20 protein-coding genes are annotated in these 26046 nt (G+C 68.4%); 7 read left to right on the top strand and 13 right to left on the bottom strand.

What is annotated here, in order from left to right:
- Window positions 1–3: 3 nt before the first annotated feature.
- The 3 genes from G7043_RS04140 to G7043_RS04130 are packed head-to-tail and all read right to left on the bottom strand — an operon-like array spanning window position 4 to window position 2375.
- Complete coding sequence (locus tag G7043_RS04140) at window positions 4–807, bottom strand: SAM-dependent methyltransferase (RefSeq protein ID WP_166043995.1); 804 nt, start codon at window positions 805–807, stop codon at window positions 4–6.
- A gap of 58 nt (window positions 808–865) precedes the next feature.
- Complete coding sequence (locus G7043_RS04135) at window positions 866–1903, bottom strand: hypothetical protein (RefSeq protein WP_166043993.1); 1038 nt, start codon at window positions 1901–1903, stop codon at window positions 866–868.
- On the bottom strand, window positions 1896–2375 hold the full coding sequence (locus tag G7043_RS04130; protein ID WP_166043991.1) for an RNA polymerase sigma factor: 480 nt from the start codon (window positions 2373–2375) through the stop codon (window positions 1896–1898). The genes G7043_RS04135 and G7043_RS04130 overlap by 8 nt, the downstream gene beginning before the upstream one ends.
- A gap of 436 nt (window positions 2376–2811) precedes the next feature.
- On the opposite strand from G7043_RS04130, the gene G7043_RS04125 reads away from it, so the two are divergent.
- The gene (locus G7043_RS04125) at window positions 2812–9042 is read left to right on the top strand and encodes an SdrD B-like domain-containing protein (RefSeq protein ID WP_166043989.1); all 6231 of its coding nucleotides are present in this window, start codon (window positions 2812–2814) and stop codon (window positions 9040–9042) included.
- Between the two features lie 60 nt (window positions 9043–9102).
- Here the strand turns inward: G7043_RS04125 and G7043_RS04120 are convergent, their stop codons facing one another.
- A complete protein-coding gene (locus tag G7043_RS04120; RefSeq protein ID WP_166043986.1) occupies window positions 9103–12093 on the bottom strand; it encodes a TIR domain-containing protein in 2991 nt (996 codons plus the stop codon).
- Between the two features lie 179 nt (window positions 12094–12272).
- On the opposite strand from G7043_RS04120, the gene G7043_RS04115 reads away from it, so the two are divergent.
- Window positions 12273–12752, top strand: coding sequence for a DUF4262 domain-containing protein (locus G7043_RS04115; protein ID WP_166043984.1), 480 nt, complete (start codon window positions 12273–12275; stop codon window positions 12750–12752).
- Here G7043_RS04115 and G7043_RS04110 read toward each other — a convergent pair.
- Window positions 12727–13686 carry a helix-turn-helix transcriptional regulator gene (locus tag G7043_RS04110; RefSeq protein ID WP_166043982.1) on the bottom strand — a complete coding sequence of 320 codons (960 nt, stop codon included), beginning with the start codon at window positions 13684–13686 and terminating at the stop codon, window positions 12727–12729. The genes G7043_RS04115 and G7043_RS04110 overlap by 26 nt on opposite strands.
- Window positions 13687–13772: 86 nt before the next feature.
- Here G7043_RS04110 and G7043_RS04105 point away from each other — a divergent pair, with 86 nt between their 5' ends.
- Window positions 13773–14246 carry a VOC family protein gene (locus G7043_RS04105; RefSeq protein ID WP_166043980.1) on the top strand — a complete coding sequence of 158 codons (474 nt, stop codon included), beginning with the start codon at window positions 13773–13775 and terminating at the stop codon, window positions 14244–14246.
- Here G7043_RS04105 and G7043_RS04100 read toward each other — a convergent pair.
- From G7043_RS04100 to G7043_RS04085, 4 genes are all read right to left on the bottom strand, one after another.
- Window positions 14230–15606 (bottom strand): NAD(P)/FAD-dependent oxidoreductase, encoded by a 1377-nt coding sequence (locus G7043_RS04100; protein ID WP_166043979.1) that lies wholly within the window; start codon window positions 15604–15606, stop codon window positions 14230–14232. The two genes, G7043_RS04105 and G7043_RS04100, sit on opposite strands and share 17 nt — an antisense overlap.
- A complete protein-coding gene (locus G7043_RS04095) occupies window positions 15607–16815 on the bottom strand; it encodes an MAB_1171c family putative transporter (RefSeq protein ID WP_166043977.1) in 1209 nt (402 codons plus the stop codon).
- The gene (locus G7043_RS04090) at window positions 16802–17359 is read right to left on the bottom strand and encodes a hypothetical protein (protein ID WP_166043975.1); all 558 of its coding nucleotides are present in this window, start codon (window positions 17357–17359) and stop codon (window positions 16802–16804) included. Before G7043_RS04090 ends, G7043_RS04095 begins: the two co-directional genes overlap by 14 nt.
- A 64-nt stretch (window positions 17360–17423) precedes the next feature.
- Window positions 17424–18131: a hypothetical protein gene (locus tag G7043_RS04085; RefSeq protein ID WP_166043973.1), complete on the bottom strand. Its 708-nt coding sequence runs from the start codon at window positions 18129–18131 to the stop codon at window positions 17424–17426.
- A gap of 334 nt (window positions 18132–18465) precedes the next feature.
- On the opposite strand from G7043_RS04085, the gene G7043_RS04080 reads away from it, so the two are divergent.
- The gene (locus tag G7043_RS04080) at window positions 18466–19275 is read left to right on the top strand and encodes a GGDEF domain-containing protein (protein ID WP_166043971.1); all 810 of its coding nucleotides are present in this window, start codon (window positions 18466–18468) and stop codon (window positions 19273–19275) included.
- Window position 19276: 1 nt separating this feature from the next.
- Here the strand turns inward: G7043_RS04080 and G7043_RS04075 are convergent, their stop codons facing one another.
- On the bottom strand, window positions 19277–19876 hold the full coding sequence (locus G7043_RS04075) for a DsbA family protein (RefSeq protein WP_166043969.1): 600 nt from the start codon (window positions 19874–19876) through the stop codon (window positions 19277–19279).
- A 53-nt stretch (window positions 19877–19929) separates the two neighbouring features.
- Window positions 19930–21240, bottom strand: coding sequence for a DUF2252 domain-containing protein (locus tag G7043_RS04070; RefSeq protein ID WP_166043968.1), 1311 nt, complete (start codon window positions 21238–21240; stop codon window positions 19930–19932).
- A 162-nt stretch (window positions 21241–21402) separates the two neighbouring features.
- Between G7043_RS04070 and G7043_RS04065 the strand changes: the two genes are divergently transcribed.
- The 3 genes from G7043_RS04065 to G7043_RS04055 are packed head-to-tail and all read left to right on the top strand — an operon-like array spanning window position 21403 to window position 22778.
- A complete protein-coding gene (locus G7043_RS04065) occupies window positions 21403–21543 on the top strand; it encodes a hypothetical protein (protein WP_166043966.1) in 141 nt (46 codons plus the stop codon).
- Window positions 21544–21554: 11 nt separating this feature from the next.
- Window positions 21555–22358: a hypothetical protein gene (locus tag G7043_RS04060; RefSeq protein ID WP_166043964.1), complete on the top strand. Its 804-nt coding sequence runs from the start codon at window positions 21555–21557 to the stop codon at window positions 22356–22358.
- A 15-nt stretch (window positions 22359–22373) separates the two neighbouring features.
- Window positions 22374–22778 carry a hypothetical protein gene (locus G7043_RS04055; protein WP_166043962.1) on the top strand — a complete coding sequence of 135 codons (405 nt, stop codon included), beginning with the start codon at window positions 22374–22376 and terminating at the stop codon, window positions 22776–22778.
- A 4-nt stretch (window positions 22779–22782) separates the two neighbouring features.
- Here G7043_RS04055 and G7043_RS04050 read toward each other — a convergent pair whose 3' ends face one another.
- On the bottom strand, window positions 22783–24786 hold the full coding sequence (locus tag G7043_RS04050) for an ArnT family glycosyltransferase (protein WP_166043960.1): 2004 nt from the start codon (window positions 24784–24786) through the stop codon (window positions 22783–22785).
- Window positions 24783–26000 carry a bifunctional glycosyltransferase family 2/GtrA family protein gene (locus tag G7043_RS04045; protein ID WP_166043958.1) on the bottom strand — a complete coding sequence of 406 codons (1218 nt, stop codon included), beginning with the start codon at window positions 25998–26000 and terminating at the stop codon, window positions 24783–24785. The genes G7043_RS04050 and G7043_RS04045 overlap by 4 nt, the downstream gene beginning before the upstream one ends.
- Between the last annotated feature and the right edge of the window lie 46 nt (window positions 26001–26046).

Raw genomic sequence — 26046 nt, 5'->3', positions numbered from 1 at the left:
CCGCTAGGGCTTGCGGGCGACTCCCACGTAGACGTCCGCCGGGCCGCCCTCTCCGGCCGGGCCGAGTTCCGGGTGCCACTGCGGCGCCGAGACGACGCCCGGCTGGAGGACCTCCAGGCCGGCGAACATCGGCTCGAACTCGGTGAGCGCGCGGAAGTACATCGGGTCGCGGCTGTGCTTCATGGCCTCGACGACGCCGCCCATCTCGTCCGGCTTGAAGTCGGCGGTGAGGTGCGAGAGCGCGATCAGGCTGCCGGACGGCATGGCGTCGCGGTAGCGGGCGACGACCTCGGCCGGGCCCTTCTCGTCCGAGACGAAGTGCAGCACGGCGACCATGAGCAGGCCTACGGGCTGGGAGAAGTCGATCAGGTCCTTCACGACCGGGTCGGACAGCACGTCGTCGGGGCGGCACATGTCCGCCTGCACGACGCCCGCGTTGTCGTTGCCCTCCAGGATGAGCTGGCTGTGCGAGACGGCCACCTCGTCGTAGTCCACGTAGACCACGCGTGCGTCCGGGTTTTCCTGTTGCACGATCTCGTGGACGTTGCCGACCGTCGGGATGCCCGAGCCGAGGTCGAGGAACTGGGTGATGCCCTGCTCCATCATCAGCAGGACGGCGCGGCGCATGAACGAGCGGTTCGAGGCCGCGATGGCGCGGCCGTCGCGCAGGATCTGCAGCACCTTGTCGCCGACCATGCGGTCCGACGCGAAGTTGTGGCCACCTCCCAACAGGAAGTCGTAGACCCGTGCCGCGCTGGGCACGTCGGTGTTGATTCCTGTGGGCACCCACGAGAAAGGCTCGGCCATGCCGCAGAACCTACCTGTTTGTGCCTACGCGTGTATCGGCCCGGATCGGGTGAACACGTCAGCCACAGCGTGCGAAACGGACCGAGATCTGCTCCACCAGCGCGGACGCGCCGGCACGTCGTGCTTCCTCGTCCAGCCAGCGGAGTTGGTCGGCGGCGCGCGTTGACCGCAGGTTCGTCGCGACGGCCAGTGCGCTCGCCGCGAAATCGCCGGCAGCGGCCACGTCACCGAGGGCGAGGTGGTTGCGGGCCAGCGCGGTCAACGCGATCGTGCGGGCGCGGACGCGTTCGAGACCGTATGTGCCGACCTTTGTCGTGAGCGAGGCGATGGCGTGTTCCGGATCGGACAGGTCTCGCTGGTCGCCTGAGTTGTGCGCCGCGACGAATCCGAGCTGGAACGCTCGCAACGCGTCCTCGGGTGCGTTGTGGTGCAGGAACATCCGGCCCGCACGTGTCAGCACCGAGGCGATCAGGGACTCGTTCTCGGCCTGCCGTGCCAACGTCAGCGCGCGCTCGAAGTGCGGCAGCGCGGTGCCGGGCATGCCGCTGTCGAACGCGGTCCAGCCCGCCAGTTCGTGCACCTCCGCGACGGCCGTCCACACGTCCGCGTCACCGACGACGATGAACGGCTCGACAAAAGCGAGGTGCTCCAACACCGAGGCGTGGCAAGCGATTCCGCCGTACTGCCGGTCCAACGCGCGCAACGCCTGTGTCCGCGCGTGCACCTCTGACGGTTCGATGCGACCAGACGGAACCGAGGAGGGCAGCCAGTCGAACGTCGGTGCGCCCACCATGATGCGGGCGGCGTGCTCCAGGAATCGTTGCCGGGCAGCGAGATCCGACTGCATCAACTCCGCGGCCTCGGTGAAGCCGTCGGCCACCGCGACCTCGCACCAGTGCTGGGCTTCGGAGATCTCGCCGAGCGCGAACAACACGACGGCCAGCCGCACCGCCGCGTCACCGAGGTGCTGATCGGCGGCCACCCGGAAGCACACGGCGGCCTCGCGCAGGCGCCCGGCCCGTTCGGCGGCCTCGCCCGCGCGGTACAGCCGTTCGACCGCCTCGTCGATCTCGAACTGGGCCAGTAGCTCACTCATCACTGCCTCCGAGAATCCGCCGCAGCTCGGCCCGGCCGCGGGTGAGGTGCGTGCGCACGGTCGACTCGCTGACCACCAGCACCGCGGCGATCTCGTTGACGGAGTAGCCGAGCAGGTGGTGCAACGCCACGGTCTCGCGGTGCCTGGGGGAGAGCTGTCGCACGGCGGAGTGCACCGCCTCCACGTCGTGCACGTCCACAACAACATCGGGCACCGAGGCCAGCGGCGTCTCGTGCAGGTGCCGCTGCTGCCACCGGCGCATCAGCCGGATGGCGACCTTCAGCACCCACGCCTCGGGCTTGTCGTACGAGCGGATGTCGCCCCAACGGTGCTGTGCGATCAGCAACGCGTCCTGTGCGATGTCCTCGACCATTCGGGTGTCGCCGGTGAGCGCCGTCAACGTCCTGGTCACCACCGGCAGACAGGTGCGGAAGAACTCCGCGAAGCCCTGATCCGGCTCCGGTGTGCTCAACGGCCTTCCCTTCAGCGTCCGCTCGTGCCCTTCACCGCCCGAAAGCGACCTTCACCGGTTACAGGCGCTGAAGCCAGGAAAGGCTGAGTCCTACACGCGTATTCACCCGTTCAGACTCATAGGCCGTGTGGTCAAGCCGAGACCTCCACACGCACGAACGACCCAGAAGAGCGAACCCTCCTCTGTGGACGGTCACTCGCCATGAATTCCGATCTAAACCTGTATCCCTGATCGTGGATCGCATGTCACCCGACAAGGGGACAGTGCTACACCGAGCGCGACGCAAATCGGTGATCAAGCGGCCGTCTCGGCGAGAAGAATTCACCGGGAAGTGCGACAAGCGGCTCTGGGTAACCGGGCGGACCTGCGGAAACAGTGGCATTTTCCAAGCTCCCGCAGTGTGTGCCCCCGACCCTGCTGCTTTAGGAGCGATTTCGTGAAACGTCCGCTCGCTGTCGCGCTCAGTGCGCTGATGGCCGCCTCGTTCGCCGTGGTGATACCTTCCGCGCACGCCGGTCCCGGTGACGGCACGCTGACCGTGAAGGTCATTCGTGACATCAACGCGAACGGCACGTACGAGGCCGCCCTCGAAGTCGGCGTGGCCGGTGCCTCCGTCCTCGTGACCGATCCCGCGGGCAAGACCGCGACCGGCACGACGGGCGCGGACGGCAACGTCACCGTCGGTCTCGGCCCGGTGAGCGGCGGCAAGTACCGCGTGCAGGTCAACCCGCCGGCCGGCAGCGTGCTCCAGCCCGCCCCCGCGGGGGCCGGGCTCGAGAGCAACACGATGTTCGTCGACGTCTCGGGCGGTCAGAACAAGACCGTCACGACGGCGTTGTGGAACCCGGCCGACTACTGCCAGGCCAACCCGACGCTCGTCACCGGCTGTCAGCGGGCGACCCGCAAGCAGGACGGCAGCAGCAACGTCAGCGACTCCGCGCGATCGCTGGTCACCCTGCCGTTCACGAACCGCGGCACAGGCCCCGCTCCTACCCAGATCGCGAACCAGGGCACCACGGGTTCGGTGTACGGCATCGCGTACCGCAAGCAGGACAAGCGGATCTTCTCCGGCGCGTTCGCGAAGCGGCTCACCGACTACGGCAGCGGCAACGCCGGCGGTGTCTACGTCACGCCCGCCGCTGGTGGTGCGACGACGCTGTTCGCCACCGTGCCCAACGCCGGTACCACCAAGCACAACCACCAGAACAACTTCGACGGTGGTTTCGCGAACGTGGTCGGCAAGGAGGCGCTGGGCGACATCGACATCTCCGAGGACGGCAGCGAGCTCTACGTCGTCAACCTGGGCGACCGGAAGCTCTACGTCTACGACGCCACGGCGGCGACCGCGAGCGCGCCGAAGGGCTCCTACGCCATCCCTTCCCCCTGCACCAACGCCGTTGACTGGCGGCCCGGCGCACTGGCCGTGCGCGACGGCGTGCTCTACGTCGGTGGTGTCTGTTCTGGTGAGTCGACGCAGAACGTCGCCGACATGAAGGTCGTGGTGCGGACGTTCACCGCGGGCGCGTTCGGCGCACCCGTGGTCACTCACACGTTGAACTTCCTGCGCGGCACCGTGCTGTGGGGAGGCACCACCGCCGATCACTGGCGGCCGTGGCAGACCACCTTCAAGCAACCGACGCCCAACGGCGGGCTCGTGGTGAACCCGGAGCCGTTGCTGACCGACATCGGCATCGAGGCGAACGGTGACCTCGTCCTGGCGTTCCGGGACCGCTTCGGCGACCAGGGCGGCAAGAGCCTGTCCCCGGCGGACGGATCCGCAGGGACGTTCGACACCGTCAGCGGCGGCGACCTCAACCGGGTGTGCCGGCAGGCCGACGGCAGCTACGCCTGGGAAGGCACCGCCGCCAACTGCCCCAACCACAACACCCCCGCCAACAACGGTGGCGGCCAGGTGGACGGCGTGGTCGAGTACTACAACGGCGAGTTCTTCTCCAGCCAGGCCAACGGCCAGCCCCACAAGGAGACCGCGCAGGGCGCTCTCGCCGTCCTGTACGGCGAGACCCGGATGCCCGAAACCATCATGGACCCCACGGCGATCAACACCGGCGGTGTCGGCTGGTTCGACCGGGCCGGCGGCGGCATGATGGCCGACGGCTACCCGAACTCCTACCTGATCAGCGACGTGAACACCGAGGGCTGGGGCAAGGCGAACGGCCTCGCCGACCTCGAGGCGCTCTGCGACCTCGCACCCGTCCAGCTCGGCAACCGCGTCTGGTTCGACACCGACGCCGACGGCGTGCAGGACGGTGACGAGCCGCCGGTCGCGGGTGTCAAGGTGACCGCGACCCCGTGTGCCGGTGGTGCGTCGCTCGGGACCAAGGTCACGAACGCCAAGGGTGAGTACTACTTCGGCGTCGCGGACGGTCTGAAGCCGGACACCTGTTACAACCTGACGTTCGACCGCAGCGCGGTGAACGCGGGCGGACTGCCGAACGCTCCGGCCGCCGCGGATCTCAAGTGGACGGTCAAGGAAGCCGGGCCGGACCGCGTCATCGACTCCAACGTGGACGCCGAGGGCAAGACCCAGGTGACCATCGGCAAGGCGGGCACCGCGGATCACACCGTCGACGCCGGCATCGTCGCGAAGGTCACCAACAAGCTCGGTGACTTCGTGTGGGTCGACGCGAACCGCAACGGTCTGCAGGACGCCGACGAGCAGGGTGTTCCGGGCGTGACGGTCGTGCTGAAGAAGGGTGACGGCACGCAGGTCGGCCAGCCGAAGACGACGGACGCGCAGGGCAAGTACCTGTTCGACCAGCTCGACGACGGCGTCTACAAGGTGTGCTTCGACCTGTCGACGTTGCCTTCCCTGTACGCCGGGTTCACCTTCACCGGCAAGGACGCCGGTGACGACGCGAAGGACTCGGACGCGGATCCGGCTGACGGCTGCACCGTGACGACGACGTTGGGCGCGGCCAAGCGGGAGGACCTGACCCTCGACGCCGGCATCTCGCCGCCCAGCAACAAGGTCGGCGACCTCGTCTGGAAGGACACCAACCGCAACGGCCTCCAGGACGGCGACGAGCCGGGCGTTCCGGGTGTGACCGTGACGTTGAAGAACGGTGCCGGAGAGCCGGTCGGCCAGCCGAAGCAGACCGGTGCGGACGGCAAGTACCTGTTCGACAACCTGCCGGACGGCACCTACCAGGTGTGCTTCGACATCTCGACCGCTCCGGCCGAGTACGCGGGCTACCTGCTGACGAAGCCGAACGCCGGTGACGACGTCAAGGACTCCGACGCCGATCCGACGTCGAAGTGCACGCAGACGACCACCGTCGGCCCGAACAAGCGTGAAGACCTCACGCTCGACGCGGGCATCAGGCCGCCGAACAAGCTCGGCGACTACGTCTGGATCGACAACAACAAGAACGGCCTGCAGGACGACGGCGAACCGGCGGTGCCGAACGTGCCGGTCAAGCTGTCGGACGGCAAGACGACCACGACGGGCCCGGACGGCAAGTACGTCTTCGACAAGCTGCCGGACGGCAAGTACACGGTGTGCTTCGACCTCAAGAACCTGCCGGGGCCGGTGGCGGACTACCAGGTCACCAAGCCGAACGCCGGTGAGGACGCGAAGGACTCGGATGCCGATGTGGCAACGGGTTGTGCGCCCGAGGTCGAGCTGAACGTCGACAAGCCGGAAGACCTGACGATCGACATGGGTCTGATCTCGCCGGTGAATCGCCTTGGTGATTACGTGTGGATCGACGTGAACAAGGACGGTTTGCAGGACGCGTCTGATGTTCCGGTCGAGGGTGTGACGGTGAAGTTGAGCACCGGTGCGACCACGAAGACCGGTGCTGATGGCAAGTACCTGTTCACCGATCTGCTCGACGGCACCTACAAGGTCTGCTTCGACCTCGCCAACCTTCCCGCCGCGGTGAAGGACTACAAGGTCACCACGCAGAACGCCGGTGGGGACGACGCGAAGGACTCCGACGCGGACGCGCAGGGTTGCACGGCGGAAACCACGCTGGGCACCGGAAAGCGTGAGGACCTGACGCTCGACATGGGTCTGGTCTCCCCGCCGAACAGGCTGGGTGACTACGTCTGGGTCGACACCAACCGCAACGGTGTCCAGGACGGCGACGAGCCGGGTGTGCCGGGCGTGACCGTCAAGGTGGGCGACAAGACCACGACCACCAACGACCAGGGCAAGTACATCTTCGACGACTTGTCCGACGGCACGTACAAGGTGTGCTTCGACATCGCCAACATGCCGGCGCCGTACCAGGCCTACCTGGTGACGAGGTCGAACGCGGGCGGCGACGACGCGAAGGACTCCGACGCGGGTGCGGACGGTTGTACGCCGGAGACCTCGCTGGGCAGTGCCAAGCGCGAGGATCTGACGCTGGACCTCGGCATCAGGCCGCCGAACAAGTTGGGCGACACGGTGTGGCGTGACGACAACAAGAACGGCGTCCAGGACCCGAACGAGCCCGGCGTGCCCGGTGTGACGGTCAAGGTCGGCGACAAGACCACGACCACCAACGAGCAGGGCAAGTACGAATTCCCGAACCTGCCTGATGGCAAGTACAAGGTGTGCTTCGACATCGCGAACTTGCCGGGGCCGGTCGCTGACTACCAGGTCACCAAGCCGAACGCGGGTGACGACGCCAAGGACAGCGATGCCGACGTGGCGACGGGTTGTGCGCCGGAAGTCGAGCTGAACGTCGACAAGCCGGAAGACCTGACGATCGACATGGGTCTGATCTCGCCGGTGAACCGTCTTGGTGACTACGTGTGGATCGACGTGAACAAGGACGGTTTGCAGGACGCGTCCGATGTTCCGGTCGAGGGCGTGACGGTGAAGTTGAGCACCGGTGCGATCACGAAGACCGGTGCTGACGGCAAGTACCTGTTCACCGATCTGCTCGACGGCACCTACAAGGTCTGCTTCGACGTCGCCAACCTTCCCGCCGCGGTGAAGGACTACAAGGTCACCACGCAGAACGCGGGCGGCAACGACGCTGTCGACTCGGATGCGGACGCGCAGGGTTGCACGGCGGAAACCACGCTGGGCACCGGAAAGCGTGAAGACCTCACGCTCGACATGGGCCTGGTCTCCCCGCCGAACAAGCTGGGCGACACGGTTTGGCGTGACGACAACAAGAACGGCGTGCAGGACGACGGCGAACCCGGTGTCCCGAACGTTCCGGTCAAGCTGTCGGACGGCAAGACGACGGTGACCGACCCGAACGGCAAGTACGTCTTCGACAACCTGCCCGACGGCAAGTACACGGTGTGCTTCGGCCCGATGTCGGACGCGGTGAAGGACTTCGTCTTCACCACGCCGAACGCGGGCTCCGACGACGCCAAGGACTCGGACGCCGACCCGGCGACCGGCTGCACCCCCGAGGTGGAGCTGGGGCTCGGCAAGCGCGAGAACCCGACCGTCGACGCCGGTATCCACCCGCCGGCCAACGGTGTCGGTGACTACGTGTGGATCGACGCCAACTCCAACGGCCTGCAGGACGAAGGCGAGAAGCCCGTCGAGGGCGTCACCGCCGTCCTGAAGGACGCTCAGGGCAAGGAGCTGGGCACCCAGAAGACCAGTTCCAACGGCAAGTACTACTTCACCGACAACCTGCCGGACGGCACGTACCAGGTGTGCTTCGACATCAAGAACCTGCCTGCGGCGGTGGCGGACTACACGCTCACCAAGCCGAACGCCGGTGACGATGGCAAGGACTCCGACGCAGATCCGTCCTCCGGCTGCACGCTGACCACCACGGTCGGCGTCGGCAAGCGCCGGGACTACACGCTCGACGCGGGTCTGATCGCACCGCCGAATACCATCGGCGACTTCGTGTGGTCCGACAAGAACCGCAACGGTGTGCAGGATCCGGGCGAGCCGGGTGTTCCCGGTGTGCCGGTCAAGCTGGTGGGCTCCGACGGCAAGCCCGTCGGTGAGCCGGTGAAGACCGACAAGGACGGCAAGTACGAGTTCCCGAACATCCCGGACGGCACCTACAAGGTGTGCTTCGAGATGGGCGCTCTGCCGGGTGACTACGCCGGCTACCAGGCGACGAAGCCGAACGTCGGTGATGACGGAAAGGACTCCGACGTGGACCCGGCCAGCGGGTGCACGCCGCCGGTGACCGTGGGAGTGGGCAAGAGGGAGAACCTGACCCTCGACCTCGGCCTCGTCTCGCCGGCCAACCGCGTCGGTGACTTCGTCTGGTACGACAACAACTCCAACGGAGTGCAGGACTCCGGCGAGCCCGGCGTGCCGGACCTGCCGGTGTTCCTGCAGGACGGCACCGGCAAGCCGGTGGCGCAGAGCAAGACCGACAAGGACGGCAAGTACCTGTTCACCGATCTTCCCGACGGTGAGTACAAGGTCTGCTTCAACGCCGATCCGCAAACCGGTCTGGTGGCTGGTCGCAAGCTGACCACGCCGCACGTCGGTGACGACGCCAAGGACTCCGACGCCGACCCGGCTTCCGGATGCACCCACGTCGTCAAGCTGGGCAAGGACAAGCGCGCCGACCTGACCCTCGACGCGGGCCTGCTGCCCAAACCGCCGGCACCGCCGCTGGCCAGCACCGGTGTGGCCGTGTGGAGCCTGCTCCTCGCGGCGCTGACGATGCTCGCCGGTGGTGCGTTCCTGCTGGTGCGGGGTAGGCGCCGGCGCGAGTCCTGAGTGAAATGAGTTGAGCGGTAGCGGCCCCCGGTCTTCGCCTCCGGGGGCCGTTGCCTTGTGTCAGGGCAAGAGATGGCGGAAGGCGGCGACCAGCAACATGCGTTGCTGGTCCACGTCGAGGCCGTCGTCCTTGCTCTTCGGCACGAACGACTCGACGCGGACCGCGATGTCGACCACCCCGGACTTGAGGTCCACAGTGGACTGATCGGCCGGGATCGGCTGGTTCTGCTGGGACAGCTCGTAGGAGAACCGCATCCCGATCGTGCCGTCGAACGCGGCCTGCTCGGTCGGCAGCTGCAACGCGTCGAACACCGCCCGGTGCAGGGTGGCGCCGGTCAGGTGCAGCGGGGCCATGACGACGTGCGTGACGCCGAGGTCGTGGCTGCGCACCGAGATCGCGACGGTCGGGCCGTCCGGCGTGGGAGGCATGGGCTGGGGGAACACCGGGAGTTCGGACTTGCGGTCGGCGCGCCAGGTCGCGATCAGGCGATCGGCGGCGTGCACCAGGTCGACGTGCTTGCGCGGTGCGAGCAGAGGCGGCAGCGGTTCCTCGTCCAGCCGCACGATGAACAGGAAGGCGCGGCGGCGCGTCATCTCCAGGTTGAACGCGGCGGCCCACTCGTCGGTGATCCACTCGCGTTGCGGGGTGTTCGCCGACCAGAGCAGGACGTAGTAGTCGGAGGTCGCCAACGCCTCGTTGACGGCGTTGACGACGTTGGCACCGGGCGCGATCTCGTTCTCGTCGAGGAAGGCGTTGACGCTGCGCGACTCCAGTTCGGCGCGGAGTTGCTCGGCGTGCGGGCGGTCCTTGCCGGCGAACGACAGGAACACCTTGGGACGGGTTTCGAGCGGCACGGGTTCTCCGTTCTTCCTGAGTCGTCTGCGCAGCGGGCCGGCTGTGGTCTGGAATCCCGCGTCGCCGTGCAGGGACCAGCACGCCCAGTCAGCCGGGTGCCGGTCCGCGACCTCTTTCAGCGCGTGTTGCAGCGCACGGTCGCGGGGGAGTTTGGCCAGGTTGCGGTCGAACGCGTCGAGCACCTTCCGCGCGGTCTCGTCCTCGGGCTTCCAGCGGGCCGCCACGACCGCTCCCGCGCCGGCGGTGATGGCCGCGCGGGCGAAGCCGGCCTGGTCGTCGCGGCCGAGCACGACCGTGCCGCACCTGCCGAAGTCCAGGCTTGCCCACGTTTCCGCGGTCATCTGTTCGTCGCTGAACTTCAGCCAGGACCGGTCGGCGTTCAGCCGATCGTGCGTGTTCTGGGCGTCGATCCGGATGCGTTGGCGGTGTTGCTCTTTCAAGGCTCGTTCGAGTTCGGCCGCCTCCCGGAAGGTGACGGTCTCGTCGCTTCTCTGCTTGCGGGAGCGGCGGTGGAGCACGGGTAGGGCGGACAGGCTCGGCAGGCTGGACAGCGCGTGCGTGAGGCCGAGGAAGTGGTGGGCGCCTGGGACGGGCAGACCGGCGAACGGGATGTCCGCGAGGACGCCGCCCGCCACGACGACGATCCTCGTGGTCTTCGGTGGCAGGGCGGCGAGCACGTCGTCCAGGCCGATCAGGGTGGCCAGCTCGGCGAGCAGGGTGCCGAAGATCGCCGGGCTGTGCCTGGGATTCCACGCCGTGAGCCGGTGGATCGTGGCGGTGAGCTCGCTGATGTGGACGCCGGTCGTCAGGTGGGTCGTGCCGCGGCCGATGATCACGTGGTGGATCTGGTCCGGGGTGGGATGCATCAGCCACACCACCTGGTCGCGCGGCAGGAGTCTCGTCGTCGTGCGGAGCCAGCGCCTGGCGGCCGGCAGGTCGGTGAAGCCGGGGAGGTCGTGCGTGGCGGTTCTGGCAGCCTCGACCGCGACCACCAGTCCCGCCAACGCTTTCCTGCCATCGCGCTGGACACGGCGGGCCGCGGCGAACACCCGGTGGTCGTGCTCGTCCCTGGCGACGCTCAGCATCCGGAGCTCGGCGTCCTGGTGGTGGGGCAGGATTTCTTCGACGTGTCGAGCCGCGGTCCAGAGCTGGGAGGCTTCGTCTTCGGCGCCGGTGTCGGCGCAGGTGTCGCCGAGTTTGCGCAGTGCCAACGCTTTCAGCTCGGCGTGGTTCGTGCGGGCGGCTTCGCGGAAGTGGAGCGCGGCCTGGCCGAAGTGTCCGTTGGCGTAGGTGAGCTCGGCCTTCGTGAGGTGCCACAGCGCGGAGTTACCCTGCCCCAGCAAGCTTTCCGCGGTGATCAGCTGGTCGTCCGCGATCAGCCGGCGGACGCGGTCGAGGCAACGTTCCGGGGTGAGCGTCTGGGTGGCGTCCGGGAGCTTCGACAACACCTCCGGCCCCGCCATGGCGACGAGCAGCGGGAACAACCTGCGGGCCGCGCCCGCCTGCCGGGTCATCACCAGCAGGACGGTCAGCTCGTGGAGGACGGCGAACCGCAGGGAGGGCTCGATCTCGAAGCTGGTGGCGCACCTGGTCATCAGCGCCAGCGCTTCGGTGTACCGGACTTCCCGGCGCAGCGCCGAAGCCTGTCGCAGGTACTCGGCCGGGGTACGCGGGGCCGGGCCGTCGATCTTCGGCACGTGGGTGCCGCGGCGCACGTCGAGCAGCACCCGGTCGTCGCCGACGTGTTCCAGGTGCTCGGTGTGCCCGGCGCGGCGGAAGTGCCGTTCGGCGGCGTCCAGCTCGCTTTCCGCGGTGGGGAAATCGAAGTGGTCGGCGGCGGCCAGCGCGGCCACCCGAGCGAGCACGGCCTGCTGCAGTTCGGTGAGCTTCAGCTTCCGCAGCTCCCGGACGTCCTGGACGGCGCTCGCGTGATCCGTTGCGGCACTGCGGATCTGAGCCCGGAGGACTCTCAGTTCGATGTCGTTGCTCTGAGCCAGGTACTCGTCGCAGCGCCGGGCGGCCTTCGCGATCGCGCCGTGGGCGAGCAGGGTGGCGCAGTGGTCGTGGGCGATGATCCAGGTGACCTTCGCGGCCTCCCGGTAGTAGTGGTCGATCCCGTGCACGTCGCCGCGTCGGGCAGCGGCCTGCGCGGCTTTGATCGCGTTTGCCAGCGGTGTTCCGGGCTCGATTTCCATTCAGTCCCCGCAGCCCCGCCGGGGTGTTCGTGGGCGCATCGACGATCCTCCGTGCGTCGCAGGTTAACGATCCAGACGGCGCACAGATCGTTTGTCAACTTTCTGTCCACGAACTGCCCAAACGATCTTGTCGGTGCTCCTCGGCACACTGGAACCACCACCGATCCGAGGAGACCGTCATGTGCTGGGACTGCGACCACCCCGCCGGCCGCATGGAAGAACACCTGGCCACCCTGCGCCGCTGCATCGACGTGCGGGGGTGGGCCGTGCAGGCGATAGAACGGGACAGAGCCCATCCGCCCTGGGCGTACACCGTCGGCCTGACCCTGCGCGGCCTGCCCGAACTCGTCGTGACGGGCATGGCCGTCCTGGAAGCGGGCCGCCTGCTCGACGACACCGCCGAACACCTCGCGCACAGCTGCGCCCCTTCGCCGGGCCAACGCTTTGCCCTGGAAGGCGGCCCACTGCTGGAAGTCGTGCGCGTCGCACGCCCGTGGGCGCATCTGCTGGTGTCCGCACGGCTTTACGGCGAGAGCATCGACGCGTTGCAGCTCGTGCACGCCGACGAGGCCGGGCGATGGCCTTGGGACCGCGACTACGAGGGCGTGGTGGGCGGTCAGCCGGTGCTCGGGGTCAGGGCTCGCCCACCGAGCGGCTGATCCGCGCCCCGAGTCCCCGCAGGTGTTCCACCAGCTCATCGGGCCCGTGCACGCGGAACTCGCAGCCCAGCAACGTGAGCCGGAAAGCGAGGTAGTCGATCGTGTCCTCGACGCTGTGCCAGGTGCACGACACGTCGTCGAGGGCCGTCAGGTCCCCGGCGAAGTCCGCCAGCCGAGCCCGCGCCAGCTCCACGGGCAACCGCAGCGTCGCGTGCGCCCGATAGGTGGGCGCCGAGTCGTACATCTTCTGCGTCACGTACTCGGTCGCGTCCCCACCCGGAGGCACCCGAGGGGTGAACCGGGCACCGGTGGCCAGCGCCGAGGAGACGCGGTCCAACCGGAAGATCCGCCAGTCGTCCCGTTCCACGTCGAAAGCGAGGAGGTACCAGCGCCGTCCCAGCGCTACCAACTGAACAGGCTCGACGTGCCGCTTCGAGACCACGCTCTCGTTCGTCACATAGCCGAACCGCACTCGCTCGCGAGCCGTCACCGCGCCCGCGATCACGGTGAGCTGAGCCGGGTCGACCAGTGAGGCGAACGACGAAGCCGCCGCCGCGGTCGCCGACGTCAGCGACGACACCCGCCGGGCCAGCCGGGGCGGCAGGACCTGCTGCAGCTTCGCCAGCGCGCGCAGCGACGCCTCGGCGATGCCCGCCACCGGTTGCCGGGCGGCGGTGCGCAGGCCGACCGCGATGGCGACCGCCTCCTCGTCGTCGAGCAGCAGCGGCGGCATCGCCGTGCCCGCGACGAGCCGGTACCCGCCGAGCACGCCCAGCGAGGCCTCGACGGGGTAGCCGAGGTCGCGCAGCCGGTCGATGTCGCGCCGCACCGTTCGCGGCGTGACGCCCAACCGGCCGGCGAGCTCGCTGCCGGGCCACTCGCGCGGTGTCTGCAGCAGCGACAGCAGACGCAACAACCGGGCCGCATCACTCATGCCGACAAATCTAGGCGAAAAATAGGACCGATATTGTCCTAGATCGCGAATACGGTCTCCCACAACGGATCGAAGGGGAGAATCGCATGAACGTCGTGCCCGAGGGCTACCACACCGTCACGCCGTGGCTGATCACGCGCGGCCACACGGCCGAGCTGATCGACTTCATCCTGGAGGTCTTCGACGCCACCGACCTCGGCCGCGTCGGCGAAGCACCGAACATCGGCCACGCCGAGGTCCGCATCGGCGACTCGGTCGTGATGCTCTTCGACAAGCCGAACTGGCCGGGGACGCCGGCGTTCCTCCGGCTCTACGTCGAAGACGACAAGGCGACGCTCGCGAAGGCCACGAGCCTGGGCGCCACCGTCGTCACCGAGCCCACCGAACTGTTCTGGGGCGATCGGGTCAGCCGGTTCGCCGACCCGTTCGGCAACCTGTGGTGGCTCCACCAGCGCGTCACCGAACCGACCGCCGAAGAGATGGACGAGAGGATGCGGGACCCGAAGTTCATCGAGGCCATGAACTACGTGCAGAGCGCGGACTTCACTCCGCGGACGTGACGCGCTCCCGCTCGTCCGCGGTCAGCGTGGGCTCCGGCGACACCTCGCTCCGGGGCCCGCGCATGGTCGCCCACATCACCTTGGGGCTGACCAGGTTCGCCATCGGTGCCGACAACGTGAACGCGTCCAGGAAGGCGCGGGTCACCTCGGCCTCGGTGGTCGCCGTGCGCACCAAACGGTCCACATAGCGCTGCAACACCCGCCCCGCCAACGGCAACGGCTTGCCGACCGCACCCGGATAGAGGATGTCCTGGTTGGTCGCCATCGCCCAGGCCCCGTCGACCACCTTGCCGATCGCGCGCTGGATCTGCTGCGCACCGTGCCCGGCATGCAACCCGGCATCCAGGGCCTGGGCACTCTGCGCGGCGATGGACATCCCGTGCCCGTAGACGGGGTTGTAGGTCGCCACCGAGTCGCCCAGCGCGAGCAACCCGGTCGGCCAGGACTTCAAGCGCTCGAAGAACATCCGCCGGTTCGCGGTGCTGTGCGACCCGTACACCGGCGACAACGGCTCGGCGGAGGCGATCAGGTCACCCACGACCGGGTTGCGCACCGACCGGGCGAACGAGACGAACTCCGACTCGTCGGTCGACGGCTCACCACCGCGCGTGCCGGACAGAGTGACCAGCCACTTCCCGTCCTCGATGGGCAGCAGGGTCGCCGTGCAGCCGGGGTGCGGGTCACGCGGGTTCGCCTGCACGTTGACGATCGGGAAGTCGGCGGCGGCCGACGCGGGCGCCTGGAAGATCCGGGTGGCGTAGGCGAGTCCGGAGTCGACGCTCTCCGAGTGCACCTCGGGCAGCCCGAACGACGTCAGCCACGCCGGCAACCGCGAACCGCGCCCGGTCGCGTCGACGACCAGGTCCGCCTCCAGCGAGATCTGCTCGCGCGAGATCCGGTCCTCGACCAGCACCCCGGCCACCGCCTCCGCCGAGCCGAGCAACGACACCGGTTCCGTCCCGGTCAGCAGCGAGATCTTGCTGTCCCGCAACGCCTGCGACCGCACGACGTAGTCCAGCAGCCCGCGACTGCACGTCACGATGAACTGCATCTCGGGAAACCGCGGCACCCAGCCCTGAGCGCTCAACGACACCAGGTCGTTCGGCACCCCGATCCGGTGCGCGCCGGCCGCGAACAACGCGTCCAGCGTCCCCGGCAGCAACGACTCGATCGCCCGCGCGCCACCGGACATCAGCAGGTGCGCGTGCCGGGCCTGAGGCACGCCGGACCGGGACTCGGGGCCGTCCGGCAGCTTGTCGCGTTCCACGACGGTGACCTCGTCCACGTGCTTGACGAGGACGGACGCGGTGAGCATGCCCGCGAGCCCGCCGCCCAGGACTACGGCGTGTGTGGGTGCCATCTAATCCGTTCCTCCTGCTGCGTGCACGTGCGTGACGGCCGCGTCGACTATCGGCGAGTGCTGGTACGCACGCGAGATCCGCACCCATCTGTCGTGCTCGACGGAGAGGTCCGTGCCGTCGACGATCTCCGCGACGGGACGGCGCTTGGGAGCCCGCGGCCGCCCGCTGGACGAACCGGCGGCACGCAGCTGAGCGGCCTCCACGACGGCGGCGACCTCGTCCTTGGTCAGGGAGGCCTTGCGCGCGAGCGAAGTCGCGGCCTCGCCGACGGACAGGTCGAAGTACGGCGTGAGCGCCCACCGCCAGTCGTTGAGCTCGATGATCTGCCGGCGCACGCGGTGGTGCGGGTTGAGGAACTTGCCCGGCGCCACCAGCACGATGCCGGGGTTCACGTGCACCAACGCCCGGTGCAGCGGCCGCAGCGCGAAGTACGTCCGCCAGCGCCGCAGCCACAGCGACGGCGACGGCCGGCGCGGTCCGAAGACCGGCAGGGCCATCGCGATCACCAGCGGGATCATCGACAGCGACGCCATCAACGGCGCGGTCGTGCTCAGCACGTCGAAGCTGCGCTCACCGGCCCAGTCCATCAGCAGCACGAACAGCTTGATGACCGCGAACGCCATCGGGAACAGCGCCGCCGCGCAGTACCAGCGCAGCCCGAGCCGAAGCCACGGCCGGGCGGAGATCGCCTCGTCCCGCGAACCCTGCCAGCAGTGGTAGGCCTGACCGGCGCAGCCGATCATGGTCGCGACGAAGTAGATGAACAGGAAGACCGCGATCGTCGGTTGGGTGGCGTAGTAGGTGTCGAAGTCGACCTGACGCTCTTCGCCGACCTCGGACTTGAAGAACAGCACGATCATCGCGGCGACGATCGAGGCGTAGCTGACGACGATCAGCCGGACCCGTTGCCACGCCTGAGCGGCCGGGTAGCGCCAGTACAGCACCAGCGCGAACGCCGAACCGGCGAAGCAGACCACCAGGCTGTACACGACCAGCGCGGCGAAGTTCGGCACGCCGCTGGTCCAGTTGATCCAGGTGATGTTCGCGGGGGCCGCGAAGAGCACGGCGAACGCCGAGAAGAAGACGGTGGAGATCAGCGCGACGACCCGGGGACTGCCCCAGCTCGACCGCAACGCGCGGATCTTGTACGCGAGGAGGAGCAGTCCGACGATGCCGCACGAGAGGTAGATCAGGTTAAAGATCGCCACGACGCACCCAGCGAGATCTTCCTTCGAGAGATTCGGCCACCCGCCGCACGTGCGCCGGCTCCTCGGTGGCCGCGGTGTCGGCCCACACCCGGTGTTCGGTCAGGCGCTCCAGCAGGTGGTCGGCGAGGTTCTCGGCTTCGCGTTCCTCGTCCTCGGTCAGCGTGGTCCGGCCCGCGATGATCTGCGCCATGCGCGGCAACAGGTGCGGTGCGAGCTTGCGCATGCCTTCGCTGCGTCCGAGCGCCACGGGCTGGTGCTGCAGCAACACGTGCGCGAACTCGTGCAGCAGCACGTGCAGGCGGTGGTACCAGGACGGGGAGTCCGCGCAGATGACGAGATACGTGCCGTTCTCGAGCAACGCCGTCGCGCCGCTGAGGCAGACCGCGTTCGTGATGGCGGCGAAACGGACGTCGACGGGACGCCCGAGCCGTTCGCTCATGAGCTCGCAGACCCGCCGGCTCGCGTCCCGGTGCGTGGCGTCGGGCGGCAGGTCGAGGTCCCGGGCGACCTCGTCGACCAGCTTGCGCAGTTTCCTGCGGTTCACCCGTCGCCTCCTCTCGATGTCGGCTGGAGCGGTCCAGGCTGAGATCTTCACGCCGTCGTCGTCATCAAGTGTGGTCCGCGGATGTACGGCGGGCGTTCAGTGGGAACGACCAACCCTCGCCGACTTCGAGCGCCTGCCGGAACCCTTCTACCGCAGCGGCCCTGGCCTGCGGGGACAGTTCGCCCGTACGTTCGGCCAGACGGGTGACGAACTCGACCACGCCGAGCTCGCGCAGTGCCAGGAAGTCGGTCAGCTCCGAATCGACCCGCGCCGCGAGGTCGTCGTCGAAGAAGTACGCGGGGTCGGCGCCGAAGTGGTCGGCCAGGCCGAGGATGTGCTTGAGCCGCGGGTTGTCGCTGGTGTTGCTCAGCAGTTCGCGGATGTAGCTGGCGGAGATGCTGCCGAACTGGCCGGACGAGCTGATCGCGGTCGCGACCTCCTCCGGTGACCACGGCCCGCGGTCCGGCGGGTGCACGGCCTCGAAGAGCGTGCTCAACGCGGTGGCGCGCCAGCCGGGCTGCTCACCGGGGTGCAGCCGGCCGCGACCGCCGAGGAACACCGCGGGGTGCACGCCGAGCGCGCCGGCGAGGTCGACGATGGCCTGGCACGTCGGGTTGTCCTTCACCCCCAGCCGAAGCTGCGAGATGTAGCCGTGCCCGATGTCGCCACCCCGAGCCTTGACCGCCGCCGCGAGCGCTACGTTGGTCACCTTGCCTCCGCCGCCCGGCGGGTTGTTGCACAGCTCGTTGAGCACTTCGGCGAACGGCCTCACGCCACACCTCCGCTGGAGCGACCCCTGGCCAGCGATCATTCCACTGATGTGGAACCCGAAGAGCATATGGCATCACAGGGGTTGAATCCACCTGTGTGTCGCCCTATGATCACACTCCGTCGCTTCAACTGATGTGTCGCATTTGATCCGAACGACGTCACTTGAGTTGAAGCGGGCAGATCGGGCCAGTCAGAGCTGAAGTCTGGGGGGACTCATGACGACTGCGCGGACGGGGCTTCCGGTGAACCGTGGTTCTCTGCGCTTGCACGACGAGAGCGCTCCCTCGCGCTGTGGTTCCTGCGCGCAACCGGTTGGTGCGTGGACGACAGACCGCTTGACCGGCCTGCTCGGCCGGTGGGGCTGGGACGACCAGGCACCCGCGGCGTACCGCCGTGCCCAGCGCCGGTGGGAGCAGGTGGCGCTGCTCATGATCGACCTCGACCGCTTCAAGAAGATCAACGACGAGTACGGCCACCCGGCCGGTGACGTCGTGCTGAGCGATGTCGCCGACGTGCTGAAGGCACACACACGGTCGTCGGATCTCGTGTGCCGGTACGGCGGCGATGAGTTCCTCGTGCTGCTGCCTCGCACCACGGGCGGTGAAGCGGCTGTTGTCGCCGAACGTATGTTGCGCGGTATCCGTGCGTTGCAGAGCGACATCACCACGAACGACGGCTACGGCCTCACGCTGCACGGCCAGACCGCGTCCATCGGCGTGGCGTCGCACGTGCCGGGCGGCGAGGACACGCTGATCGACCTGGTCCGCGACACCGACGCGGCTCTGCAACGGGCGAAGCGCAACGGTAGGGCCCGCGTCCAGGTGCACGACCCGAGCGGGTTCGCGACCGAGCGCAACAACGACGTCCTGGCACTGCACCACCTGATCGCGCTGCAGGACCTGATGAGCAGCGACCAGTTGCCACACGTCATGGTCGCGCTGTCCGACGGCCCGAAGGGCGCCGAAGAACTCATCAGCGCACTCGGCCCGCGCGTGATCATGACGCTGGAGCGCTTGCAGGACAACGGTTTCGTGCTCCGCCGAGCGGGACGCTACGAGCTCACCGCCGCCGCTCGCGAGTGGATCACCGACGTGCTGCCGGCCGTCGCCGCGTGGACGAACCGCCACCACGGGCTCGTCCGCTGACTCAGAGGAGCTGCGCCAGCCGCTCTTCGATCTCGTCGGCGGTGGCGTGCCCACGTGCGAGCACGAACGCCTTGTTCTCCCGCACGGCGATCAAGGTCGGGTAGCTGCTCACACCGAGCTGGGCGGCCCGGTCGAAGTCGGTCTCCGGCACGGCGTTCTTGAACGCGCTCACGACCGCGTCGGAGTCGAGGCCGAACGCGTCGGCGATCACCCGGTAGGTCTTCGCGTTCGACAGGCTCAACCCGTCGTGGAAGTACGCCTTCTGCATCGCGACGGCCAGCTCGGCCGCCCGGTCCGGCGCGACCTGGCGGAGCGCGATCAGCCCGCGCGCCGCGGCCTCGGAGTCCATGACGAACGACCCGTCGGCGAGCAGCGCGTCGAAGGCCTCGCCGAACGTCGCCCCGGTCCGTTCGGTGATCTGGGCGTTGGCGCCCCTGATGAACCCGTACTCGCGGATCGGCACCCGGCGCGCGCCGGTGAACAGACCGCCGGAGACCACCTCGACCGGCAGGTCGGGGTGGCGCGCGATGACCGTCTCCAGCGTGCCGGAGAAGGCGTGCGACCAGCCGCAGTAGGCGTCGAAGACGTAGACGAGCTTCACGATGGGTACAAAGTATCTGACTCGTCAGGTAGTTGGCTTTATGAGTTCGTTCACTACGCGGTCGAGCCGACCCCCTTGATGCGGCCCTCCCGGAACGCGTCCACGAACAGCCGGTGGTCCTCCCGCGTCTGCTGTGCGTAGTCGAGCGCGAACGCCACGATCGAGTCGGCGAACTCGTCCTCGCGGTCGCCGATGGCCGCGGCGATCGCCTCCTCGCACTGGAAGTCGACGAGGGTCTGCGCGGAGTCCTCGTCCGCCACGCAGTGCATCTTGGCCGTCGCCCGCCCCAGGTAGTCGAGCACCGGCAGCATGTCCGCGGGCTCGGTCAGGTCGGACCAGTCCAGGTCGGCCTCGTAGGGCGAGAGCTCGGCGACGACGTACCCGACCCCGTCGATCTGCGTGTGCCCGAGCCAGGGGTCGGCGTGCGCCTGCAGGGCCCGCTGCGAGACGGCGGTGCGGTGGCCGTGGTCGGTGAAGTACGAGCGGATCCGCGCGTCGGGCACGATTCGGCTGGGGGCTGCCACGTTCGCTTGTTTCATCGAGAGGACGACATCGTTTTCCAACGCCTGGGAGCGGCCCTCCACGAGGATGTTGTAGGCGTGCAGGCCGGCCGAGCCGATGCCGAAACCGCTGCGGCCCACCACGTCCTTGACGGCGTAGGTGCGGCTGCTGGCCCGTTTGCCGGTCGGGATCGTGTCCAGATAGGACTCGAAGGCCCGCAGGACCGCGGCCAGGACCTCGGGCGCCAGTTCGTGGGTGCCTTCGCGGTCGCGGCGGAAGCGGCGTTCGTAGTTGACGATGGCGGTCTTGTCGTTCAGCAGGCCGATGCGGGTCTCCAGACGGGCGCGTTGCAGGACGCGGTGCAGGGCTCCCTCGGTGTTGTCGAGACGCAGGCTGAACAGCGAGTCGTCCGGTCGCGTGACGAACGCGCGGATCTGGGCCACATAGGAGGTGACGTAGGTGCGGATCAGGTCGGTGATCACGCCGTCCGGCAACGCCTTGCGCCAGCCGAGCAGGGCCATGGAGGCGGCGAAGCGGCGGACGTCCCAGGTGAACGAGCCGAGGTAGGCCTCGTCGAAGTCGTTGACGTCGAACACCAGCGTGCCCTCGGCGTCCATGTAGGTGCCGAAGTTCTGCGCGTGCAGGTCGCCCTGGATCCAGATGCGGCCGGTGCGGTCGTCGGCCCACTCGTCCGGCAGCTCGGCCATGTCGGCGTAGAACAGGCAGGCGCTGCCCCGGTAGAACGCGAACGGTTCGGCCGCCATCTTGCGGAACTTGTGCCGGAACGCGGCGGGGTCGGCCGCCATCAGCCCGGAGAACGCTTCCTCGAGCACGCTCACGATGCGGTCGCCGCGATCGGTCATGGCAGCCTCCCTGTCTCCGGCCTGCGGACGCACATCCCAGCACGAGGATGCCTGCGCGCACGCGTGCGCGTGCAAATTTCGTGCCCGGCTCGGCATCGGCGTGCCGACAGCGAGCAGGAATCGAGAAGCCAAGCTCCGGCGGGCGCGCCTAGCGTCAACGGCATGTGCTTCATGTTCGGTGCCAGCGAGGAACAAAAGCACCGCGCGCTCGGGCTGACCGGCGAGGCGGAGCACCAGGAGCTGACCGGCGTCGACGAGACACCGGTCAGCGTCCCCGCGGCCGAAGACTGGCCGCAGGACTAGGGATCGCGTTCATGCCCGGCAGAACACTGCTGGGCATGAACGGATCCATGTCGCGCCGGAGCATCCTCGCCGCTGGAGTGGCGGGCTCAGCGGCGGTTCTGCTCGGCACCGGCCACGCTTCGGCCGCGAGCCTGGTCACCCACAGCGAGATCAACTCGCAACCGACCTTCTACGAGGTGAACGGCGCCGCGACGTCGTTCCGCTACGAGCCCGGTTTCTACTCCCGCCTGGAGACCTGGCACGTCCACTGGCGCAACTGGACGCCGCAACACTGGACCGCGCCGCACAAGATCTACTCGTACGGCGCCTACGTGAACAAGCCCGGCATGCACGGCGACGGTCGTGCGTTCGACCTCGCGCGCATGCTCATCACGAACCGCGACACGGGCGCGACGTTCACCGCCTTCAACGGCCGTTACGACCAGTGGCGGAGCCTCACCGGTGACGCCCTGCGCACCGCGCGGATCCGTTACTGGGGCACGATGGCGTCGCTGCACTACCACTTCCGGCACGTGATCTCGTACCTGGACAACGCCGAGCACCACAACCACGCCCACATCGACAACGCGGTGTCGGGCAGCGGTGACTCCAGCTTCACCACGGGATCGGCCACGCAGACGTACTTCGTCCAGGCCGCGTGCCAGTACATCTGGGGTCTGTCCACGGGCATCGACGGTGACTGGGGACCGGAGACCCAGCGCAACTCGTCCACGGCCCTCACCCGCGCCGGCTCCGACGGCGTGATCACCACGCAGAGCCGCTGGCTCACGTTCTGCAAGGCCAGTGCACAGAAGGCATGGGCACTCGTGCCCTGACAAGGGGAGGTTGAGATGAAACGAACTCTCACGGCATTGGGACTCAGCGCCGCCGCGTTGATGGCCACCGCCGGCATGGCGAACGCCGCGCCGGCCGGTGACGTCGAGATCCAGGGCGGTTGCCTCGCCGCGATCTGCGGCTCGGTCATGAACGAGAGCAGCGTCTACATCTACGCGATCAAGGACTGGGGCACCGACGGTCCCAAGCCCGGCACCGAGTGGAAGCGCCTGAATCCCGGCGAGGAGACGCAGCGCAACCAGGACTGGGACGGTTTCTGGGTGCCCTGCAGCGCTTCCGGGCGCATCGCGGCGTGGGTGCCGCCGGGCGTGTGGAAGTGGAGCGACTTCACGCTCCAGGCCGGGTACGCGCGGAAGATCTCCACCCACGAGGACGCGCACGTCCGCAGCCAGCGGTGCTGACCTCTCAGGCATGACACTCCATGAGCGTTTGCGTTGATCCTCCGCCGTAAGCGCTCGGATCCACTGTGGAGCAGTGCTGTCCGATCCACTCCTGGCGGCCGTGGTCGTCGCGGCCGCCAGGACCGCCACGGCCCATCCGGTCGCCGCCGCCGAGCACGAACTTGAGCTTGCCCTCCCTCACCCACTGCCGCAGCTGGTCGACCGACGGCGCGTCGTCCGAGCCGGAGAACCCGCCCATGCCGATCACCACCTCGTCGGTGCGCATGATGTACGGCGAGGCAGCCTGCGCCGAACCCGCGATCGCGAGGGTGATCTCGGCGCCGTCGCCGTGTTCCTCGGCGTAGTCGAGGATGCGCTTCTGCTCGTCGGTGAGCTCACCGCCACCGGGACCACCCATCATCGGTCCCCGGTTTCCGCGGCCCGGCGGCTGTTGCCCGTTCATGAAGACCTCGAAGCCGCCGCCACCGCGTTCAACAGGACCGGCAGCGGGCATCACACCGTTGCTCGCCCTCGCAGCAGTGGCAGTCGACCACACGGCGGGCGTCAGCAGCACCGCGACCAGCGCGGCCACCAGCCCAACTCGGCGCAAGCCCGCCAGCAGCACGACGATCGCCACCGCCGCGACCGCGAACACGGCCCATCGGGTCCACCCGTGGAAGGACGTGTCCCGGGAGACCACGACGAAGGCCCACACCGCGGTGATCGCGACCGACAGCGGCACCAGGAAGCGCACGAAGCTCTTGGCGCGCCAGAACATCAGCAAACCCGCCGCGCTGATCGCGGCGACCGCGGGCGCGAGCATCGTCGTGTAGTACGGGTGGAAGATGCCCTGCGCGAAGCTGAACACCACCGCCGTCACCAACAGCCAGCTGCCCCACATGAACCAGCCCGCGCGTTCGGCCGGGACACCGGGCACCTTGCCGCGCCACTGCAGCACACCCGCGACGGCCACCGCCCCCAACACCAGCAGGCACAACGGCAGCAGCCAGGAGATCTGTCCGCCGACCGACGCGTCGAACATGCGCGTGGCACCCGGCTGACCGCCGAACATCGCGCCACCACCGGGGCCGCCGAACTCCATCGGCCCTTGACCGGTGGGCACCTGACCGGGAGGCATCTGGCCGATGGTCGGATCACCGACGAACGACCCTCCACCCCGGTTGCCGCTGCCGCCGAACACCCGGCCGAGGCCGTTGTAGCCGATGATCAGGTCCCACGCGCCGCCGTCCGTGCTGCCGCCGATGTACGGCTTGGAGCCCGGCCACCACGCGTGCAGCGCCACCCACCAGAACGACGACGCGACCAGCACCGCACCAGCGGCCAGCAGGTCGAGAATCCGCCTCTTCACGGGCGCCGAAGTGCCCACCAGATAGGCCAGTGCGAAGCCCGGCACCACGATCCACGCCTGCAGCATCTTGGTGAGGAACCCGCAGCCGATGAAGAAAGCGCACCACAGCAACCACTTCGTCCGCGGCCGGCTCTCCGTGGACTGAACCGCCCGCGTGAAGGCGTAAGCGGCCGCGACGAGCAACAGCACCAGCAACGTGTCCGGGTTGTTGTCGCGGTTGATCGCCACCGTGATCGGTGTCAGCGCGAGGATCAACGCCGCGAGCAGCGCCACCTTCTCGTCCGCCCACAGCCGGACGGTGCGGTGCAACAGGAACACCGCCGCAACGCCCTCGATCACCTGCGGCAGCAACACCGCCCAGCCGTGGAACCCGAAGATCCAGACGGCGATCGCCTGTGGCCACAACGACATCGGCGGCTTGTCGACGGTCACGACGCCGTAAGGGTCGAACGAGCCGAACAGGAAGTTGGTGAACGAAACGGACATCGACTTCGCGGCGGCCGCGTAGTACGAGTTGCCGACCTGGCCCCCGCCTATCGCCCACACGTACAGAGCTCCGGCCAGCACGCAGATCGCCACCAAAGCCCACACCGGCCAACGAGATGGCCGGGCGTCGATCGGTGCGTCAGCCGGAGCTGCCACTTCGGCAGTGGCGGTCATGCCTGGTCCTTTCGGTCGTCCCGGCGGAACACCCAGCTCCGCAACAGGAAGAAACGTCCCGCGGTGCCCAGGGCCGACGAGCCGAGCAGCACCGCCAGCTCCAGTGCGCGGGACGGGTTGGAGGAGACCGCGTGCAACAGGAGCAGCGCGGCCGATGTGAACGCGTAGTAGAGGCCGAACACCACGAGGCCCTGCAGATGCGACTTGCCGCGGCCGGTGTTGCGGGCGGTGAAGGTGAAGCGGCGGTTGGCCTCGGTGTTGAACAACGTCGTGATCACCAGCGCGGCCAGGTTCGCCGCCAGGACCGGCCACCACAGCCGGAAGACGCCGTACAGAGCCAGGTTCGCGAGCGTGGAGAGCACGCCGATCACCGCGAACGACAGCATCTGCCAGGACAACCCGCCCTCGCTGCGGCTCAGCACGGCGTCGGGGTGGACGGCTTTGGGTTGCGGCCGTCTCGGCAGCCCGTCGACCAGTGCGGTGCCGTTGGCCTTGGCTCGGGCAACCCGGATCAACCCCTTGATGTCGTCGATCGCCGTGCCGACCACGTCGACCCGGCTGTCCACGTCCTCGACCCAGTCAACCGGCACCTCGTGCACGCGCAACCCGTTGTGCTCGGCCAGGAGCAGCAGTTCGGTGTCGAAGAACCACGCCTCGTCACGGGCCTGGCCGAGCAACGGCCGGACGACCTCGGTGCGGGCTGCCTTGAACCCGCACTGCGCATCGCTGAACCGCGCGCCGTGCGTGAGCCTGATCAACGAGTTGTAGGCGCGCGAGACCAGTTCTCGCCGTGGCCCGCGAACAGTCCGGGAACCCGGCGCGAGCCGCGAGCCGATCGCCAGGTCCGAGTGCCCGTTGAGCAGCGGCGCGACCAGCGGGAGCAGGCCGTCGAGCCCGGTGGACAGGTCGACGTCCATGTAGACGACGACGGCAGCCTCGCTGGCACCCCACGACTCTCTCAGCGCCAGCCCGCGCCCCTTGCGGTCCAGGTGGTGCACGCGCACCCGTTCGTACTTCTCCGCCAGGGCACGAGCGACGGCGAGCGTCGAGTCCGTGCTGGCGTTGTCCACGACCACGATCGACCAGTCGAACGGGAACTGCTCGCTCAGGAACCCGTGCAGCACCTCGACGCAGCCGGGCAGCGCGCGTTCCTCGTTGTACACGGGGATCATGATGTCCACCGTCCCCGTGGCCTGTGCGGTGCTCACCGCCATGTCATCTCCGTTCCACTGTGGACACAGCTGTGACCGTTGTGGGACT

Source organism: Lentzea alba (genome assembly GCF_011067745.1).
GTDB classification, from domain to species: Bacteria; Actinomycetota; Actinomycetes; order Mycobacteriales; family Pseudonocardiaceae; genus Lentzea; species Lentzea alba.
Note: the sequence above shows the minus strand (reverse complement) of the source record. Positions and strands in the feature narration are given on the sequence as shown.

Excerpts from the sequence above, each read along its gene's own strand:
- G7043_RS04140 (WP_166043995.1), bottom strand. The coding sequence starts at position 807 with ATGGCCGAGCCTTTCTCGTGGGTGCCCACAGGAATCAACACCGACGTG.
- G7043_RS04135 (WP_166043993.1), bottom strand. The coding sequence starts at position 1,903 with ATGAGTGAGCTACTGGCCCAGTTCGAGATCGACGAGGCGGTCGAACGG.
- G7043_RS04120 (WP_166043986.1), bottom strand. The coding sequence starts at position 12,093 with ATGGAAATCGAGCCCGGAACACCGCTGGCAAACGCGATCAAAGCCGCG.
- G7043_RS04115 (WP_166043984.1), top strand. The coding sequence starts at position 12,273 with ATGTGCTGGGACTGCGACCACCCCGCCGGCCGCATGGAAGAACACCTG.
- G7043_RS04110 (WP_166043982.1), bottom strand. The coding sequence starts at position 13,686 with ATGAGTGATGCGGCCCGGTTGTTGCGTCTGCTGTCGCTGCTGCAGACA.
- G7043_RS04105 (WP_166043980.1), top strand. The coding sequence starts at position 13,773 with ATGAACGTCGTGCCCGAGGGCTACCACACCGTCACGCCGTGGCTGATC.
- G7043_RS04100 (WP_166043979.1), bottom strand. The coding sequence starts at position 15,606 with ATGGCACCCACACACGCCGTAGTCCTGGGCGGCGGGCTCGCGGGCATG.
- G7043_RS04070 (WP_166043968.1), bottom strand. The coding sequence starts at position 21,240 with ATGACCGATCGCGGCGACCGCATCGTGAGCGTGCTCGAGGAAGCGTTC.
- G7043_RS04065 (WP_166043966.1), top strand. The coding sequence starts at position 21,403 with ATGTGCTTCATGTTCGGTGCCAGCGAGGAACAAAAGCACCGCGCGCTC.
- G7043_RS04060 (WP_166043964.1), top strand. The coding sequence starts at position 21,555 with ATGCCCGGCAGAACACTGCTGGGCATGAACGGATCCATGTCGCGCCGG.
- G7043_RS04055 (WP_166043962.1), top strand. The coding sequence starts at position 22,374 with ATGAAACGAACTCTCACGGCATTGGGACTCAGCGCCGCCGCGTTGATG.
- G7043_RS04050 (WP_166043960.1), bottom strand. The coding sequence starts at position 24,786 with ATGACCGCCACTGCCGAAGTGGCAGCTCCGGCTGACGCACCGATCGAC.
- G7043_RS04045 (WP_166043958.1), bottom strand. The coding sequence starts at position 26,000 with ATGGCGGTGAGCACCGCACAGGCCACGGGGACGGTGGACATCATGATC.